This is a genomic window from Pantoea sp. SGAir0430, from assembly GCF_043549295.1.
In genome coordinates this window covers 973,257-990,352 of the sequence record NZ_CP039427.1, presented here as the reverse complement: position 1 = coordinate 990,352, position 17,096 = coordinate 973,257, and the positions used below count along the sequence as shown (strand labels likewise).

Here is a 17,096-nt window from a genome sequence, read left to right as displayed (position 1 = left end):
CAGCAGGGAGTTATATCATTGATGCGACTCGCTTCGCCAGCCAGCAACGCCGCGAGTCGCCGCTGCTGTCACGCTTAACGCTGAATGGCGTCAATTTTCAGCATGCGGGCAATAACCTTATCCAGCTCTTGCTGATCGAAGATCTGTTTCCAGTCCGGTTTGATGATCTTCTCGCGGCCATACTCCATGGCGATCATGCAGGCGTCCGAGAACGGGTTGGTGGCGCGGAAAGCCACCGCCAGCGCAATCTGAATATGGCCGTACAGCATGGCCTTCGCTGCTTCTTCCGGGACGCCGCTGTGTTTCACCGTTTCATCCAGCGCCTCTTTCATGAAGGCACCGACCATGCAAGCGACGGTTTCGACCAGCGTCGGCTCCAGATACGCCAGTTGCGTCACCGTGACCCAGTGCACCTGATCAACCGGGCCGTACATCACGCTGATTACCTTACTCAGCTCTGCCTTCTGTTCAGCGCTGCCGCTTTCCCAGGCTGCCGCGACGTGCTGAACGGCAGCGACGCCTCCAAACGCATCGGCGTGCTCCTCTTTGGTGTAGCGGGCAAGAAATACCGACGGATGGCACGGGTGCGCGACCGCGTATTCGATGCCGTCACGCTGGGCGATCAGGTTGGCGTAGGCCGCGGCCGGATCGAGCGTCAGCAGCACTGCACCGCTTTGCATTTGTGGCACCACACTTTGCGACACTTTGCCCAGTACGATATCCGGCACGGCGAGGATCACCACGTCACTCAGCGGCACCACCGACGCGGCATCCGACAGCTCGCGTCCCTGTGCAGTCACCTGCTGCTGCGCCTGCGGTGAATTCTCGCAGTAAAACACCTGATAAGCGCTGTGCTGCAAATTAGCGGAAATACGCATGCCCATTTTGCCGCCTGCGCCGATCACGGTGATGGTTTTCAATGCCTTGCTCATGTTAACGACTCCTGATCTTGTTTACTGCGTAGGAATTCAACGGCGCGGCGGGTCCATTCGGCTTCCCGCGCGCAGGTCTGCGCGGCATCGTCCTGCCACGGCAACCAGTGTTCGATGATTTGGTTGATGTCGCGATCGGCTGGCCGCACGCTGGCGATCAGCCGGTCATAATCCAGCTTTCCTTCGCCCATCGGACAGCCGGCCAGGGTAAAACCGACCCAGCCGGCACGGCGGGTAAAGGCGAAATCTTTGATGTGCAGATTGCCGACGCGCGCAGCGGTATTGGCGATCACCTGCTCCTGCAGCTCCAGTCCGGCGACGCAGTTGGCCGGATCGAGACAGACGCACAGCCACGGCGAGAGAAAGCGGTTGATCACCGACATCATCGCCGCGCTGCTGACCTGCTCGTAGGTTTCCAGGCACAGCCGCACCTTCTGGCGGGCAAAATCCGGCAGCACGGCAGCAATCAGATTGGCCGCTTCATCCAGCGATGGCCGGTGATCGGCGGTGTTGAACATTGAGCGCACCACGCGCGCGTCGAGAATAGCGGCGATGTGCAGATAGCGGCGCAGGTGCGCGCTGCCGAGACCACGCGTGCCCAGCTCCAGCGTGATGCCAAGTGCATCCGCCTGCTGACGCAGCGCCAGCAGCTGTTCATCTGACCACTGCTCAATCGCCGGGTAGTCGCAGATCTGGAATACTGACACGTCGAGATCGGCGGTGTGCTGCAGCATCTGCGCCAGCGTGAGCGGCTGTGGTACCTGAGGCGACATGCGCCAGAAAAACGCATAGGTACTAAGTCCAATGCGGCTCATGACGGCAGCTCCTCAGCCAGCTCACTGGCTTCCTGCACGATTTGCGCCAGCGCCTGCGGATCGTGGGCAAAGCGGCCGAGGAACAGGCCGTTGACGTCGCCGCCGAGGCGCTGAATCAGACCCGGCCCGGCGCTGCCGCCGTAAATCACCCGCAGCGTGATGCCGTCGGGCGTCGTCAGCTGCTGTAGCCCGCTGCACACCGCGCAGATGTAGCTGTCCGGCGCCGGCTGCGGTGCGCCAATGGCCCACTGCGGTTCGTAAGCAAACAACACCTCACCGCTGAGCGCGTGTTGCGCGGCCTCCGCCAGCGCCTCCTGCAGCTGCTGCTGACACAGCGCAATCGCCTGCTCAGGCGTGCCCTGCTGCGGTTCACCGATGCACAGCACCGGGGTCAGGCGATAACGCAGCGCCATCGCCACTTTGGCGGCAATCTGCGTTTTATCTTCATGAAAATGGCGACGGCGTTCGGCGTGACCGATCTCCGCCAGTGAGCACCCCAGCTCCTGCAGCATGCTGGCGCTGACCTCACCGGTCCAGGCGCCGTTTTCCGCCTGACACACGTCCTGCGCGCCGACGCGCACCGGCGTGCCGGCAAAGATTTCCGTCACCGCCGGGATGGCCGGATAAGCGGGCAGCACAAACAGCCCGACATCACCGCGCTGCACTGCCGGATGCTGCGCCAGCGTCGCGACCTCGCGACACCACGCCAGCGTTTGCTGATAGCCGAAATACATTTTCAGGCTGACGCCAAGCCAGATTTTAGGCTGAGCCATAATTACGCTCCCTGTTCAGATGCACTGTGTTCTTTTAACAGATCGCCAACGGTGTTGACGATCATCGCCAGTGAAACCGCACCGGCGTCCGGCGTGCCAACGCTTTTCTCGGCCAGCGGCCGCGCACGCCCCACTTTCGGTACCAGCTGCGCGGTGGCCTGCGCGGCCTGCTCCGCCACCGCTGCCGCACGTAACCAGGCTTCGGTGAGTGATGCGCCCTGCGCGACCGCAGCGCTCAGCGTGTCGCTAAACGGAACCAGCACGTCAACCATGGTTTTATCACCGACGCGCGCTTTGCCGAAGTGCATAATGCCCTCTTTGGCATCCCGGACGCCGGCAGCGACGCGTGTTGCATCCGCTGCCGCGCTGTCGCCCAGTGCGGTGCCGAGCGCGGTCAGTGCCACGCCCCACAGTGCTCCGGACGTGCCGCCCGCTTTATCCGCCCAGGCATCGGCGGCGCGACACAGCAGACTGCCAGCGCCGGCGCCACGCGCGGCCACCTCACGCGCCTTTTCTACCGCGCCGAGTACGCCGCGCTCCATACCAATGCCGTGATCGCCGTCGCCCGCTACCGCATCAATGTCGCCCAGCTGGCCGGCATGACGCTGAATCATCACCGCCACCGCTTCCAGCAGTTCAAGAACGCGCCGTGCGCTGTGTTGTGATGCAGTGCTGGCCTGCGGTAACGTCTCTTCACGGATCTCTTCGCACTCGGCGGCGCTGAGCGGTTCGGCAATCAGGACGCTGCCTTTGCGGTAGGCCGGCGTATTGGCCGGCGCGCGCCACAGCGTTTCCAGTTCATCATCGAGCCACATCAGCGTCAGCGAGACGCCCGCCATGTTAAAACTGGTAACGAATTCGCCGACATCCGGCTCCACCACCTGCAACTGCGCCGCCGACAGCAGCTGGGCGATGCGGCGATATACCACAAACAGCTCTTCATACTTGACTGAACCGAGACCGTTGAGGATTACCGCCACGCGCTGTCCCGCCACCTGCGCCACATCCGCTGGCCGCTCACTCAGCAGTCGGTCGACAAAGATTTCTGCCAGCTCGTCAGCGCGCGGCACCGCTGTTTCGCTGATGCCCGGCTCACCGTGGATGCCCAGCCCGAGCGCCATGCGCCCTTTCTCTACCTCAAACAGCGGATGCGAAGCGCCCGGCAGCGTACAGCCGGAAAAGGCCACGCCGAAGGTGCGGGTGCGATCGTTGGCGTGCTGCGCTTTTTTCAGCACCGTAGCCAGATCGTTACCCGCTTCTGCCGCGGCCGCCGCCACTTTAAACACACACAAATCGCCGGCGACGCCGCGTCGCTTCAGGCGTTCATCGTGGCTGGCGCTGGACACATCATCCGTTACTGCCAGCACCTCACAGGCAATACCCTCAGCGCGCAGCCGCTCGCACGCCTGACCAAAATGCAGCACGTCACCGGCATAGTTTCCAAACAGCAACAGCACACCCGCACCGTTATGCGCCGTGCGCGCGACGTTATAGATTTGCTGCGCCGACGGCGAAGCGAACAGGTTGCCCATTGCCGCCCCGTGCGCCAGGCCCTGGCCGACCAATCCGGCAAAGGCGGGATAGTGACCGGAACCGCCACCGACAATCACCGCCACGGTATCCGGCTGGCTGCGCGTGCTGCGCACCACGCCACCGCTCACCTGGCGTACTTTATCGGCGTTGGCGGCCACAAAGCCTTCGATCAGTTCCGCCGCAAACGCGGATGGCTGGTTAAACAGGTACGTCATGTTATTGCTCCTGTACAAATGAGGCTGGCAGAGGCTGCGCGCGACGGCGATTGAGGAACAGCATCAATACAGCGGAGAGCAGCATAAAACCGCCGACCACGAACATCGGTAACACATAACTGTGAGTGGCATCATGCAGTGCACCGGTGATGTAACCGGCGGAGAAACCCGCCACGTTGCCCAGGGTGTTAATCAGCGCAATCGCCGCCGCTGCCGATGCGCCGGTCAGGAACTGCGTCGGCAGCGTCCAGAAATTGGGCAACGCGGCGAAGATGGCGCTGGCCGTTACGGCGATCACCAGGATGGTGGTAAACGGTGAATCCATGTAGAGCGCCAGCGGTACGCTGACGCCGCCCGCGACCGCAGGAATCGCGATGTGCCAGGTTTTACAGCCACGCCGCGCGGCATCCCGCGACCAGAAAAACATCACGACGGCGGCGATCAGGTACGGCACGCCGGTGATCAGCCCTTTCTGCATCACATTGAAGGTGGTGCCAAACTGCTGCTGGAAGCCGGCGATAATGGTCGGCAGGAAGAACGCCAGCGCGTACAGGCCGTAAATAAAGCCGAAGTAGATCAGGCACAGCATCCACACGCGGCTGTTGCCCATCACCGAACGCACGCTGTGCGGGTGCTGGCCCTGCTTGTGCTGATGTTCCGCCTCCAGTTCGGCTATCAGCCAGTTTTTCTCGTCGTCATTCAGCCACTTCGCCTGACGCGGCGAGTCCACCAGCCAGAACAGCGCCACAATCCCGATGAGGATTGCTGGCAGCGATACGCCCATAAACATTACGCGCCAGCCCTCCAGGCCAAACAGCCCGTGCTGCTCAATCAGCGAGGCAGCCAGCGGTGCGCCAAATACCACCGTCAGCGGTTGTGCCAGGTAGAACAGCGAGAGAATTTTGCTGCGGTGGCGCGCCGGCACCCACAGGCTGAGATAAAGGATGGCGCCCGGGAAGAAACCGGCCTCGGCAATCCCCAGCAGCAGGCGCAGCGTGTACAGCCCTTCGACACTGCTGACCCAGGTAAACAGCAGCGAGACGATGCCCCAGCTGATCATGATGCGCGCCAGCCAGCGCCGCGCGCCGAACTTATGCAGCGCCAGGTTGCTGGGCACTTCCAGCAGGATGTAACCAATAAAGAAGATGCCGGAGGCGAGACCAAACTGCAGCGCACTGAGGCCGAGGTCCTGCGTCATGCCGTTTGGGCCGGCAAAGGAAATGGCGGTGCGATCGAGGAAGTTGATAAAGAACATCAGCGCCACAAACGGTACCAGGCGCCAGGAGATTTTGCGGATTGCGGTCTGCTCAACCGCGCTGACAGCAGAGTGATTCATAACCCACCTCCGAAACGTGCGCAGTGAGACGGTGTTGGCCAGGCGCAAAACCGGCGCTGGCGACAGACAAAATGCGAGGTAAGAAGCAAATGACACATGTTCGAGTCCTCAATGGGTCTTCTTGTACATGGATAGGGTCATGCGAACAAATGAACACTACACGGATATTTGATCACTCCTCAAGCGCAGTTGGCGAAAGTGTGACAGTGCGCATGAGATTTGATTTCAGCGACATTTTCAGGATTTTTCGCAGCAGAGCGGTGCTGCGCGACCATGGCGGCAGGGTTGGCACAAGATTTTACGTGGCAGATCGCTAAATCATATGAACTGGTATTGAACATATGTTTGAACTTGTGGCAGGCTATCAGTGAACATCTAATCACCTGACGAACATATGTGCAGGTGTCAGACCCTGTATCACTGGAGAGACGTGATGAAAACTATCGCTATTGGTGCCGATGATGCGGCTATCGATTTGAAAAACATCATTAAAAAGCTGCTGGAAGAGCAGGATTATCAGGTAACTGATTACAGTAACGACGCGCAAAATGACCGCCCGATGTATCCGGACGTGGCGTTTGCGCTCGCTACGGCGGTGCAGCAAAAGCAGTTTGAGCGCGGCATTTTGCTGTGTGGCACCGGCATTGGCGTCGCGATTGTTGCCAATAAAGTGGAAGGCGTGCGCGCCGCGCAGTGTCATGACACCTTCTCCGCCGAGCGCGCGCGCAAAAGTAATAATGCCCAGATCATGACCATGGGCTCACGCGTAATTGGGCCGGAGCTGGCGAAAAACATCGTTAACGCCTGGCTGGCATCCGAGTTTGAAGGGGGGGGTTCGACCGCCAAAGTGGAGAAGATCGGTTACTACGAACAGGTGTCACACGCGAAATAAGAGGTTATCGGGCGCTGAGTTGCAGAGCCGGCAGCGCCTGAGTGCGTGACATCGCCAGCGGCACGCTGACACGACTGGCCACTTTGGTGCGTGCCAGCCGTGTCATAGCCGGTGTTTTAACTGCCGCTTAGCGTACCGCTCAGCACCGCAGGCGCATCCTGCTGCACCAGAAAGGCGACCAGCAGGGCGTCGCGTTCACCGTGGATAGCCGGCAAGGCAGCGCTATCGCTCACCGCATCGCCTTTTTGCAGCCGCACATCCCCGGTGCGTACAATGCCCTCCAGCACCGTGACCCAGCTGGCATAACCCGGCAAATGCGGCACCTCGATCTGTGCGCCACGATCCAGCCTGACGTCATAGATGTAAACGGCCTGACGCAGCGTCAAAGGTGCCGCGCTGTGCTGCGGACCGGCCAGCAGCGTCCACTGGTTAAGTGCCGCCCCTTCTGCCCGGTACACGCTCTGCACCTGCCCTTCACCGCCACCGGATGCCGGGCGGATGTACGCCTGCAGCATTTCGCTTTCAATCAGCGGTGCTGACTCTTCATGACGTACCCCACTGCCCGCGTTCACCAGCAGTGCGCGTTTGCCGTTGAGGGCGAGAGTCTCTCCCTCCTCGCGCCGGTACTGCACCGAGCCGCGCCAGACATAGCTGAAAATTTCATCATCCTGATGACGGCGCATCGGTACCACCGCGCCGGGCTTCAGCGTCATCTGGTCGACAATCGCCAGCGCGCCCAGTTGTTCTCCCGGCCGCTGCCGGCGAATGGTAAAGGGACCGTATTCAAACAGCTGGTCACGCTGCGCTTTAATCACGTTCATCAGTGGCTTCCTCAAAAATCAGGTTCTGATGACCATCATAAAGGCTGCAAAATTGCGTAACAGTAGGGCTTTTTGTTGGCTTAAATCAGTGGTTTTGAATGACCTTCGTCCGCGCCTTTAGCCTGCTGCAGTACGAAGCTGAGCGCCAGGTGCGGGCTGGTAAGTGGCCGCTGTAGCGCAGGAAAACGCGACGCGGCGCCGGCCATTGACACCTGCGCTAACGCCACCTGAACCGCGCCCTGCTGCTGTCCCTGAGCGACGGCATCGGCTATCAGCGTGTAATAGTCGTCCAGCCGGCCAGCTTTGAATGCGGCCCAGGCATCCGGGATAAGCCTGACTTGCGGACGCTGGTCGGGTGCCAGACGCTCCGGGCAAAACAGCTGGCGTGTGCTGAGCAGCGTAGACTCTGCGGCACACAGCACCAGCGCGGGTGCGCCACGGCGATGCACTTCGTCCGCCAGCATACGGTCAGTGCGATAAACCGCACAGCGCTGTTGTGGATCGCGAAAGCTGTCTGCGGCGGCACCTAAGGTAGAGCAGGTAATCAGTATCGCGTCGAACCACGGCGTCAGGCTGAGTAACAGCTGCTCCAGACGCTGCTGCTGGACCGGCGTCATGCCACCGCTGAGCTCTGCTTCTGCCAGCAGATGTGGCATCACCAGATGGCTGATTTGCTGAGGCGGAATGCCGAGCGACTGCGCGGCGTCATCAAAAATAGCAATATTACTGGCGGCGGTATGCAGGCAGGCAATGGTCACAACGATTCCTTATCGCTTCAGGTTCAGTACGTTGCACTATAGCCATAATCGGTGACGGAATGCAGCTTTACCGCTGGCTGGCAGGCTTCGCCGGATGCGGTGCGAGGCATTTTTCAACGCCTCGCACCGTGCAACCTTCCTTCAGCCGGTCAGCGCGAAGTGCGATCTCAGAACCACACTTCTGCCTGTACGCCAAAGTTCCAGCTACCGCCAGCGGTAAAGCCCGCGCTGCCGAAATCATCGTTCAGCGCATAGTTGTCCAGCGCTTTAGACCAGTTCATCCAGGTCGCGAACAGGCGAATCTCCGGTCGCACCAGCATGTCGTTGATGTTGCCGACTTTAAATGTTGGCGCAAAGGTCAGCTTATACACGTCGCCCTTCACCGCGTTGTACGTCGCGATGCTGCCGCCATCCTGATAGCTGCGGCCATTGGGTTTGAGGTCCATATACAGCCACGACGCTTCATATTGCAGCGCAAAGTTTTCCGTAATCGCCTGGGAGGCGCGCAGGTTGATGGTTGCCCAGTCATAGCGATCGCCTTTGCGGTAGCGATCCTCGCTGTGCTGCGCCAGCAGCGACGGGGCGACTGACCAGCGATCGCTCAGTGGCATCACGCCAAAGGTGGCCAGTCGCAGCGCGCTGGCGTTGCGCGTTAAGTCGCCGTCGCCACCGATCTGCCGGGTTTCTGCGCCCAGCCCTTTCCCCCACTGAATGGCGTGAGTGCTGCTGCCCGGTGCCAGTCCGTAGAAGCGGTTTTTATCGTGCCAGGCCAGCATGGTAAACACGCCGTGCTTTGCCGTATCGTCACTGCGCAGCGCATAGCTGCCGGTGGTCGATGCGCGCCCTTTCAGCTCGTCGTTGCCGTTTGCGCTCATGCCGGTCAGCATCCACTGCCAGTTACCGTAAAACTGGTTCGAGGTCAGCAGCAGGTTTTGCACGTTGTTATCGTCGTAGCGGCTGCTGCCCAGGTCGCCAAAACTGCGGCCATAAATGGAGAAATCGCTGCGCCATTGCTCGTTCCATTGCAGGTTGCTGATGCCGCCGCCGGTGCCGCCAAGAAAGACGATATCGGTATCAGTGAAGTGCAGATCAAAATTGTCGCCGTCAAAGCGTTTACCTGCCCACAGCGAGGCATGTTGCGCGGCGCCCCCAAAGCTGGGCAGATCCCCCATTTCGACATACACCTGGCGGATATTCAGATTATTGTCGTTATTCTGCACCCACGGGTCCGGACTGGATGAGCCATCTGCCAGCAGCGCTTTGAAATTGGCCCACGAACCATTACTGAACCGGGTTTGGTTATGAAAGCCCAGCTCGATGTAGTGATCTTTTTCATTACCTAACCGGCCAATATGCGCATCGCCGCCGATCGAACTGGCAGGCGAAATAGCAGGTCCGGCACGTCCGCCGCGCCCTTTGTCATTAACCAGCAGGCCGGAACGGGCGTACCCGGAAAAGCGGAACGTGTTGGTTGTTCCGGCGCTCGCCTCCTTTTGCTGCTGCTCATCGCGCGCGATTTTCTCTTCCAGCTGGGCCAGACGCTGCTCCAGCGTTAATGACTGTGCCGCTGCACTGCCACCCACCATCATCCCCGCGATAGCCAGCGCCAGGCGCGCGGTTTTAGCCTTATGCATCACCATATTTATCTCTCTTATTATGTCCATTCATTAATTACAACGGGATTGCCTTTGACGCAGCGAGAGCATAAATAAGCGGATTGCGGTTCTTTTTGATCAATATCATTAAATTAAAAAGTGATATTTTACATGAAGTTATAAAATGATTGATTAATTCGAGGTCTGTTTTTACTTAAATGGAAAAATCCTTTGCGACCTGTCTTAAAAGACGGGTGAATTAATTTTTCTTTTCCGATCCCATTCGCAGAATGGCGCTTTTTCCGGCACGGAAAATCTGCTTAGCCAGCAGCAGAAATAAAAAAGCGAATTTGCGAGCTGTGCCGCATCGCTTAATGCGGCAACCAGATGAGACGGCGCAATTATTCGGGCAAGCCTGCGCCTCGCTGCTACGCTTAGTGGTTGGATTATCCTTACAAAAGCTGGAGATATTATGAGCAATGACGATCGCAAGCCGACCACCACGGATGCTGGCATTCCGGTAGCCAGCGACGAACATTCTTTGTCCGTCGGTCCAGACGGCCCGCTGATGCTGCACGATCACTACCTGATTGAGCAGATGGCTAACTTCAACCGCGAACGTATTCCAGAGCGTCAGCCGCACGCCAAAGGCAGCGGTGCATTTGGCTATTTTCAGGTGACAGAAGATGTCAGCCGTTACACCAAAGCGGCGGTATTTCAGCCCGGCACCAAAACCGATGTGGTGATGCGCTTCTCCACCGTGGCCGGCGAGCGCGGCAGCCCGGACACCTGGCGCGATCCGCGCGGCTTCGCGATCAAGTTTTACACCAGCGAAGGCAACTACGACATGGTGGGCAATAACACGCCGGTGTTCTTTATCCGTGACCCGATGAAGTTCCAGCACTTTATCCGCTCGCAGAAGCGCCGTGCCGACAACAATCTGCGTGATAACGATATGCAGTGGGATTTCTGGACGCTGTCGCCAGAGTCGGCGCACCAGGTCACCTGGCTGATGGGCGACCGCGGCATTCCGAAAAGCTGGCGCCACATGAACGGTTACTCCAGTCACACCTATATGTGGGTTAACGCCGCCGGGGAAAAATTCTGGGTTAAATACCACTTCAAAACCGATCAGGGTGTGGAGTTCCTGACGCAGGATAACGCCGATCTGCTGGCCGGCCAGGACGGCGATTACCATACGCGCGATCTGTTCAGCGCCATCAAAAATGGTGATTTCCCCAGCTGGACGCTGTACATGCAGATCATGCCGTTTGCCGAGGCGGAAACCTACCGCTTCAACCCGTTTGATCTGACTAAAGTCTGGCCACACAGCGATTATCCGCTGATTAAAGTCGGCAAACTGATGCTGAACCGCAACCCGACCGACAACCACGCGCAGATTGAACAGGCGGCGTTTGAACCAAACAACCTGGTACCCGGCATCGGGCTGAGCCCGGATAAGATGCTGATTGGCAGGGTGTTTGCCTATGCCGATGCCCACCGCGCCCGTCTTGGCGTTAACTACAAGCAGATTCCGGTTAACGCCCCGCAGGCACCGGTGCACAGCTACAGCAAGGATGGCGCGATGCGCATCAATCCGGTCAGCGATCCGGTTTATGCGCCGAACTCGAAAGGCGGTCCGGTGGCGGACGGCGAGCGCTACCCGACGGATTCCACCTGGGAAGCGCACGGCAACATGGTGCGTGCACCCTACACGCTGCGTCAGGATGATGATGACTTTGGCCAGGCCAATACGCTGGTCAATAAAGTGCTGGATGAGGCGGCACGTGATCGTCTGGTGAATAACGTCAGCGGTCATCTGCTCAACGGCGTGGAGGAGCCGGTGCTGTCGCGCGCGTTTGAGTACTGGCGCAACATCGACCAGACGATTGGCGATCGCATTGCCCAGCGGGTACAAACCGAGCGCGCCAAGCGTTAATGCGCTGATTTATAAATATAAAAAAGGCGCCCGCGGGCGCCTTTTTTGCATCGACAGGATTATTTCAGACGGAACGCCACCACGCTGTCGCCGGCTTTGGTGCCGAGCGAACCGTGACCGCCTGCGGCAATCACCACGTACTGCTTACCGTCGCTGCCCATGTAAGTGGATGGCGTCGCCTGCGCGCCGGCGCTAAGCTCCTGCTGCCACAGCAGTTCGCCGGTGGTGCTGTCATAGGCGCGAATGAAGTTATCTGCGGTCGCACCGTGGAACACCAGATCGCCGGCCGTCAGCAGTGGCCCGCCGTGCGCCACCATGCCCATCGGGAAGCCAATCGGGAAGCGGCCCGGCAGGAAGCTGGTTTTCAGGTTTTTCGTGGTGCCAACGCGACGCAGCCATTCGGTTTTGCCGGTTTTCAAATCCACGCCGACCATGCGGCCCCACGGCGGTGCAATGCAGGGAATGCCGAGATCGGAGGCCAGCTGCTGGATGTGGATGGCGTAATCACCGTGGAAGTTTTCGTTCCAGTAAGGCTGGCCATCTTTGGTGAACAGGCGCTCCGTCGCCGTGGCGGGCGTACGCTTGATCAGGTTGTATTTGTAGGCGAGGCGCACCGGTGCGGCAATCAGCATCTGACGCTGCGGATCAACCGCCACCGATCCCCAGTTGAACACCCCGATATTGCCCGGGAACACCAGCGAGCCGCCTTCTGTGGCTGGCGTCCACGGATTGCCGTCATAGCGCAGGCTGCGGAAATCCATACGGCAGGCCATTTGATCAAACGGTGTGATGCCCCACATTGACTTCTCAGTCAGCGGCTGCGGAATAAAGTTCAGACTGGATACCGGCTGGGTGGCGGCGAATTTCTCGCCCGGCACGCCGCCTTCCGTCGAAACCTTCACGTCGTTAACCGGATAAACCGGCTGGCCGGTCAGGCGATTGAGCACAAACAGGTTGCCGGTTTTGGTCGGCAGGATCACCACCGGCTGTTTCTGGCCCTGATAATCGATATCGACCAGCGACGGTTGTGACGGGTTATCGCGGTCCCACAGATCGTGATGGGAGCTCTGATAGCGCCATTTGAATGCACCGGTCTGCAGATCGAGCGCCACTAACGCATCACGGAATTTCTCTGTATTGCTATTGGCATCGCGCTCGATGCCCAGTTCATCCGGCGAGGCGTTGCCAAACGGCACATACACCAGGCCGTTTTTCAGGTCAGCGCTCAGCGTACCCCAGGCCACCGGCGTATCCTGCGGATAGGTCTGGCCAGCAGCTATCGGCGCGGTATTTTGCGGATTAGCCGGATCAAAGTTCCACACCAGACGACCACTTTGCACATCATAGGCGCGAATTACGCCAGACGGGTTACCGCTGTTGAAGCCGTTATCCATAACCGAGCCGCCGACAATCACCAGATTGCCCGCGACCAGCGGCGCGGCGGTCTGCATCAACGCGTGTGGACGAACCTCACCCATATTGGCATGCAGATCCACCACACCGTTGTTGCCAAAATCGGCGCACGGTTTGCCGCTGTCGGCATCCAGCGCAATCAGCCGGGCATCGGTGGTGGCGTTAAAGATGCGTTTGCGGCACATCGCCGGCGTCGCCGCCGTGTCCTGTGCGGCAACCGGTGCGCCCGCGTAATAGCTGACGCCACGGCAGGTCTGATGCTGCTGCAGATAAGAACGATCTTTCGCCGGCGTGTATTTCCACTTCACCGCACCACTCTGCGGATCGAGCGCGTGGACCTCATTGTGCGGCGTACAGAAATAGAGCATGCCGTTGGCTTTCAGCGGCGTGGCTTCGAAGGTGTATTCGGTGGCATCGTTATCCTGACGCAGATCGCCGGTGTGATAGGTCCAGGCCACTTCGAGATTGCGCACGTTCTCTTTGGTGATCTGATTCAGGGCGGAGAAACGCAGGCCGTCGGCGGTGCCGCCGTAGGCGGTCCAGTCAGCGCTCGCGCCCTGCTCGCTGTGTTGTTCACGCGCATTGCTGATGGTGCCGGCCTGCGGCAGCGGATCGTAAAAGCACAATCCAATCACCAGTACAATCATGATGGCCACCGTGCTGCCGAGCAGGCCGTGGAAGCGACGCTGTCCCTGATACAGCGGTTTGACCACCCACGGCATCGCCAGCCACAGGCCGATCACGCCAAACAGATCGCCGCGCGGGATCCACTGCCACTTGTCGAAGCCGACTTCCCAGATCATCCATGCCAGCGTTATCCACATCAGCACCGCATACAGGCTCAGCGCGCTGCGCTGATTGCGGAACAGTAAAATGGCGGTGATCAGTAATCCCACCGCCATCAATGCGTAAAATGCGCTGCCGCCCATCATCAGCAGCTTGCCGCCCATATAGAGCAGCGCAACACCCAGAATCGCCAGCACGAGACTGGTCAGTTTGTTTATCATGCGAATCCCTCAACGCTCATCATTATTAACCACCCCAAACTAAAGACACATAAACTCAACAAAATATTAACTTACGTAACCGTTAGTTAAAAATCTGCCTGGCGGCGTGTCGTTAGTGCCGCTTATCAATGTAGCTCTGCTCCTTCATGCTGCGCCCCGCTTCGCTCGTAGTGTGAGTGAAATCACGTTTCAATTTTGTTGGAGGAAATTAATCAATCATCAGGAAAATCCGCATTTTTTGATAACGCAGCGTGCGATATGACTCATGGCGCGACAGGCGTGCTGCCGGGCACAGCCTGCAATTTGTCGGCGCACGTATTTCTGGTGAAATTATTTAATTGATTAGTGGCGTACAAATGCGATTTGTCCTGGTCATGTCAGAACCTGATGGTAAAAAAGCAGGCAACGCTGCGCTTTGCTTCAAAAAATAACGCCTGTCCGGCGCGGTGACATTGATAAATGAAATAGCGTATTTATTATTTTGAGAGTTTCCTTAGCCTGCCTGCCAAATTAATCGGTGATATATATTATCTGACTGCTCTGCGGCAAAGCCGCTTATAAAAAGAAGGTTATTATGATCAGCGCAGACGCTTTTTATCGCAAATTACGTTTTCCATTTAAACTCACACACGCTGCCATTAAATTTCCCGTGGCCAATGCGCACGCCCGGCAATACCAGGTCCTGTCAGCAGAACAGACCATCGACCTGCTGCTCAGCAATGACCGGCTCTCAGTGTGCCGCTATGGGGATGGGGAACTGGAAATGACGCTATTTAAGAATATTGGCTTTCAGTCTTTTGATGAGCGCCTCTCCATTCGCCTGAAAGAGATCATGCGCCGTGGCACGCAGAGCGATAATCGCTGTCTGCTGTGTATGCCTGATGCCTTTCGCGGTACCGGGAATATGCGTTTTGGCTCAGCGCTTTTCTGGTTTTTTCATAAAGCGTTTTTCTTTCGCCACTATGAGCATTTATTAAAGAAAGGCTATCGCTATGGTAATACGTCGGTAACGCGTCCTTATCATGATTATAAAGATAAACAGCCGGCGGCGCGTATTTTTGCCAAATTTAAACAGCTGTTTCACGATAAAAAAATTCTGATTGTTGAGGGTAGCGGCACGCGCCTTGGTCTCGGGAACGATCTGCTGGATGGCGCGCGGCAGATCCGGCGCATTACCACCCTCAACCGTAACGCGTTTTCGGTTTATAACGAGCTATATAGTAATGTGCTGGCGCACGCGCGCGAGTTCGACATGGTATTGATCTCCCTTGGCCCGACGGCAACCGTGCTGGCTTACGACCTCAGTCAGCACGGTATTCGCTGCATTGATACCGGCCATATCGATATTGAGTATGAGTGGATGCGCAGCGCGGCACGCACCAAGGTGCAGGTCGCGGGGAAAAATGTGAATGAGGTCGGTTTATTACAGAGTGACGAGCAGCATGAAGCGGATGCGCATTACCGCAGCCAGATTCTGCTGCACGTTGGCTTAGGTCAGGAGCCACTGCGCAGTGCCGCAGTGGTCACGCAGCCGATAGTGTGATGCAGCGCACCGTAACCGATCGTGCCGGCGATCGGTTTGGTGCAGCACGCTCAGATAGCGAGTATTTATTAGCCAGCGCGATGGTTTCGACTGCGGCGGCGCGGGCACTTATGCCATGGCGGACACTAATTAGTTAGCAGCCTTAGCAATCTGGCATTACCTTTGCTTAATGATTCCTGTGTTCATTTTCAGGAGTCGCATGATGAAAGCGTCCTCAACCCGCTACACCATTTTCTCGCTGCTGTTTCTCATCGCACTGATTAACTACATCGACCGCGGTGCGCTGTCGTTCGCCGCCAACGCCATCTCGCAGGAATTTCACTTCAGTAAAGTGCAACTCGGTGCCGTGCTGGGCTACTTTGGCTTTGGCTATCTGTTCGGGTCGCTGTGCGGCGGCTTCCTTGCCGACCGGCTGGGCACCAAAAAGGTCTGGCTGATGGCTGGCATTCTGTGGTCGCTGCTGGAGATCGCCACCGCCTGGGCCGGAGAGCTGGGCATGGCGCTGTTTGGCGGCTCGGCGATCATGGGGTTTGCTGCACTGCGCGTGCTGTTTGGCTTCAGCGAAGGGCCGGCCTACGCGTTGATGAACAAAACCATCGCCCACTGGGCACCGGATAACGAACGCGGTTTCGCGCTGGGAATTGGCCTGCTGAGCACCCAGGTGGGCTCGCTGCTGACCGCACCGATTGCCGTCGGACTGCTGCTGCTCACCAACGACTGGCGCATGATGTTTATGCTGCTCGGCGCGTTTTCACTGCTGGCGATGCTGCTGTTTGCCCGCCACTTTACTGATACGCCACAGCAGCATCCCCGTGCCAATGCCGTCGAGCGTCAGCTGATCATTACCGGGCAACGCCAGCAGCCGCAGGACGAAGGCGCGCTGCCGTGGTGGCGCTTCTTCACCAGCCGCACGCTGGTGTGCAACGCGCTGGGCTATTTCAGTTTCCTCTACATCACCTTTACCCTGGTGACCTGGCTGCCGAAATATCTGCAGGATAATTTCCACTATGACCTGCACTCGCTGTGGTATGTGGCGATGATCCCGTGGAGCGGTGCCTGCCTGACGGTGCTGCTGGGCGGGCGCATCGCCGATCGCCTGCTGGCGCGCTTAAACAATCTGCGGCTGGCGCGCAACCTGTTTGCCGCCGTGACGCTGTGCGCCACCGCCTGCTGCTTTATGGCCATTCCCTGGGTCGGATCTGCTGCCGGGATTATCGCGCTGATGACGCTCGGCAACGCGCTCAATGCGCTGGTGAATAACGTCTACTGGTCGGTCGTGATTGACGTGACGCCGAAGGCATCGGTCGGCACCTTCAGCGGCATGACGCTGGCCATCGCCAACCTCGCGTCGATCATTTCACCGATGCTGTGCGGCTGGCTGGCGCAGTACTACGGTTATAACGCCATGTTTACCGTCACCGCCTGTATCGCCTTTGGCAGCATGCTGGCCATGACGCTGCTGCAGCCGGAGAAACGCCTGCAAGCCGATGCGCCGCCAGCCGCCGCGCAGCAGGCTGTGTAAGG

Annotated in this window: 13 protein-coding genes; 4 read left to right on the top strand and 9 right to left on the bottom strand. The window is 58.5% G+C overall.

Annotation, left to right across the window (positions count from 1 at the left end):
* Positions 1 to 74: 74 nt before the first annotated feature.
* Genes E7738_RS04775 through E7738_RS04755 form a run of 5 tightly spaced genes read right to left on the bottom strand, consistent with a single transcriptional unit; the run spans position 75 to position 5,604 of the window.
* Complete coding sequence (locus E7738_RS04775; RefSeq protein WP_088518233.1) at positions 75 to 932, bottom strand: phosphogluconate dehydrogenase C-terminal domain-containing protein; 858 nt, start codon at positions 930 to 932, stop codon at positions 75 to 77.
* Positions 929 to 1,747, bottom strand: coding sequence for a sugar phosphate isomerase/epimerase family protein (locus E7738_RS04770; RefSeq protein ID WP_262255634.1), 819 nt, complete (start codon positions 1,745 to 1,747; stop codon positions 929 to 931). Before E7738_RS04770 ends, E7738_RS04775 begins: the two co-directional genes overlap by 4 nt.
* Positions 1,744 to 2,520 carry a triose-phosphate isomerase family protein gene (locus tag E7738_RS04765; protein ID WP_262255633.1) on the bottom strand — a complete coding sequence of 259 codons (777 nt, stop codon included), beginning with the start codon at positions 2,518 to 2,520 and terminating at the stop codon, positions 1,744 to 1,746. Before E7738_RS04765 ends, E7738_RS04770 begins: the two co-directional genes overlap by 4 nt.
* 2 nt (positions 2,521 to 2,522) lie before the next feature.
* Complete coding sequence (locus E7738_RS04760) at positions 2,523 to 4,268, bottom strand: dihydroxyacetone kinase family protein (RefSeq protein WP_262255631.1); 1,746 nt, start codon at positions 4,266 to 4,268, stop codon at positions 2,523 to 2,525.
* A 1-nt stretch (position 4,269) separates the two neighbouring features.
* On the bottom strand, positions 4,270 to 5,604 hold the full coding sequence (locus tag E7738_RS04755; protein ID WP_058774655.1) for an MFS transporter: 1,335 nt from the start codon (positions 5,602 to 5,604) through the stop codon (positions 4,270 to 4,272).
* 433 nt (positions 5,605 to 6,037) lie between these two features.
* On the opposite strand from E7738_RS04755, the gene E7738_RS04750 reads away from it, so the two are divergent.
* Positions 6,038 to 6,496 carry an RpiB/LacA/LacB family sugar-phosphate isomerase gene (locus E7738_RS04750; protein ID WP_021506001.1) on the top strand — a complete coding sequence of 153 codons (459 nt, stop codon included), beginning with the start codon at positions 6,038 to 6,040 and terminating at the stop codon, positions 6,494 to 6,496.
* A 116-nt stretch (positions 6,497 to 6,612) separates the two neighbouring features.
* Here E7738_RS04750 and E7738_RS04745 read toward each other — a convergent pair whose 3' ends face one another.
* The 3 genes from E7738_RS04745 to E7738_RS04735 form a co-directional block, all read right to left on the bottom strand.
* Positions 6,613 to 7,317, bottom strand: a complete 705-nt coding sequence (locus tag E7738_RS04745) for a pirin family protein (protein WP_394516153.1) — start codon at positions 7,315 to 7,317, stop codon at positions 6,613 to 6,615.
* A gap of 80 nt (positions 7,318 to 7,397) precedes the next feature.
* Entirely contained in the window at positions 7,398 to 8,075 is a 678-nt protein-coding gene (locus E7738_RS04740; RefSeq protein ID WP_394516152.1) for a glutamate racemase, read from the bottom strand.
* Positions 8,076 to 8,242: 167 nt separating this feature from the next.
* Entirely contained in the window at positions 8,243 to 9,664 is a 1,422-nt protein-coding gene (locus E7738_RS04735; RefSeq protein ID WP_071813574.1) for a carbohydrate porin, read from the bottom strand.
* 478 nt (positions 9,665 to 10,142) lie between these two features.
* On the opposite strand from E7738_RS04735, the gene E7738_RS04730 reads away from it, so the two are divergent.
* On the top strand, positions 10,143 to 11,609 hold the full coding sequence (locus E7738_RS04730) for a catalase (protein ID WP_104186617.1): 1,467 nt from the start codon (positions 10,143 to 10,145) through the stop codon (positions 11,607 to 11,609).
* A gap of 59 nt (positions 11,610 to 11,668) precedes the next feature.
* Here the strand turns inward: E7738_RS04730 and E7738_RS04725 are convergent, their stop codons facing one another.
* Complete coding sequence (locus E7738_RS04725; RefSeq protein ID WP_394516151.1) at positions 11,669 to 14,029, bottom strand: membrane-bound PQQ-dependent dehydrogenase, glucose/quinate/shikimate family; 2,361 nt, start codon at positions 14,027 to 14,029, stop codon at positions 11,669 to 11,671.
* A 574-nt stretch (positions 14,030 to 14,603) separates the two neighbouring features.
* On the opposite strand from E7738_RS04725, the gene E7738_RS04720 reads away from it, so the two are divergent.
* Both E7738_RS04720 and E7738_RS04715 read left to right on the top strand, forming a co-directional pair.
* Complete coding sequence (locus E7738_RS04720) at positions 14,604 to 15,572, top strand: GT-D fold domain-containing glycosyltransferase (RefSeq protein ID WP_394516150.1); 969 nt, start codon at positions 14,604 to 14,606, stop codon at positions 15,570 to 15,572.
* Between the two features lie 202 nt (positions 15,573 to 15,774).
* Positions 15,775 to 17,094: an MFS transporter gene (locus tag E7738_RS04715; RefSeq protein ID WP_394516331.1), complete on the top strand. Its 1,320-nt coding sequence runs from the start codon at positions 15,775 to 15,777 to the stop codon at positions 17,092 to 17,094.
* Positions 17,095 to 17,096: the final 2 nt, after the last annotated feature.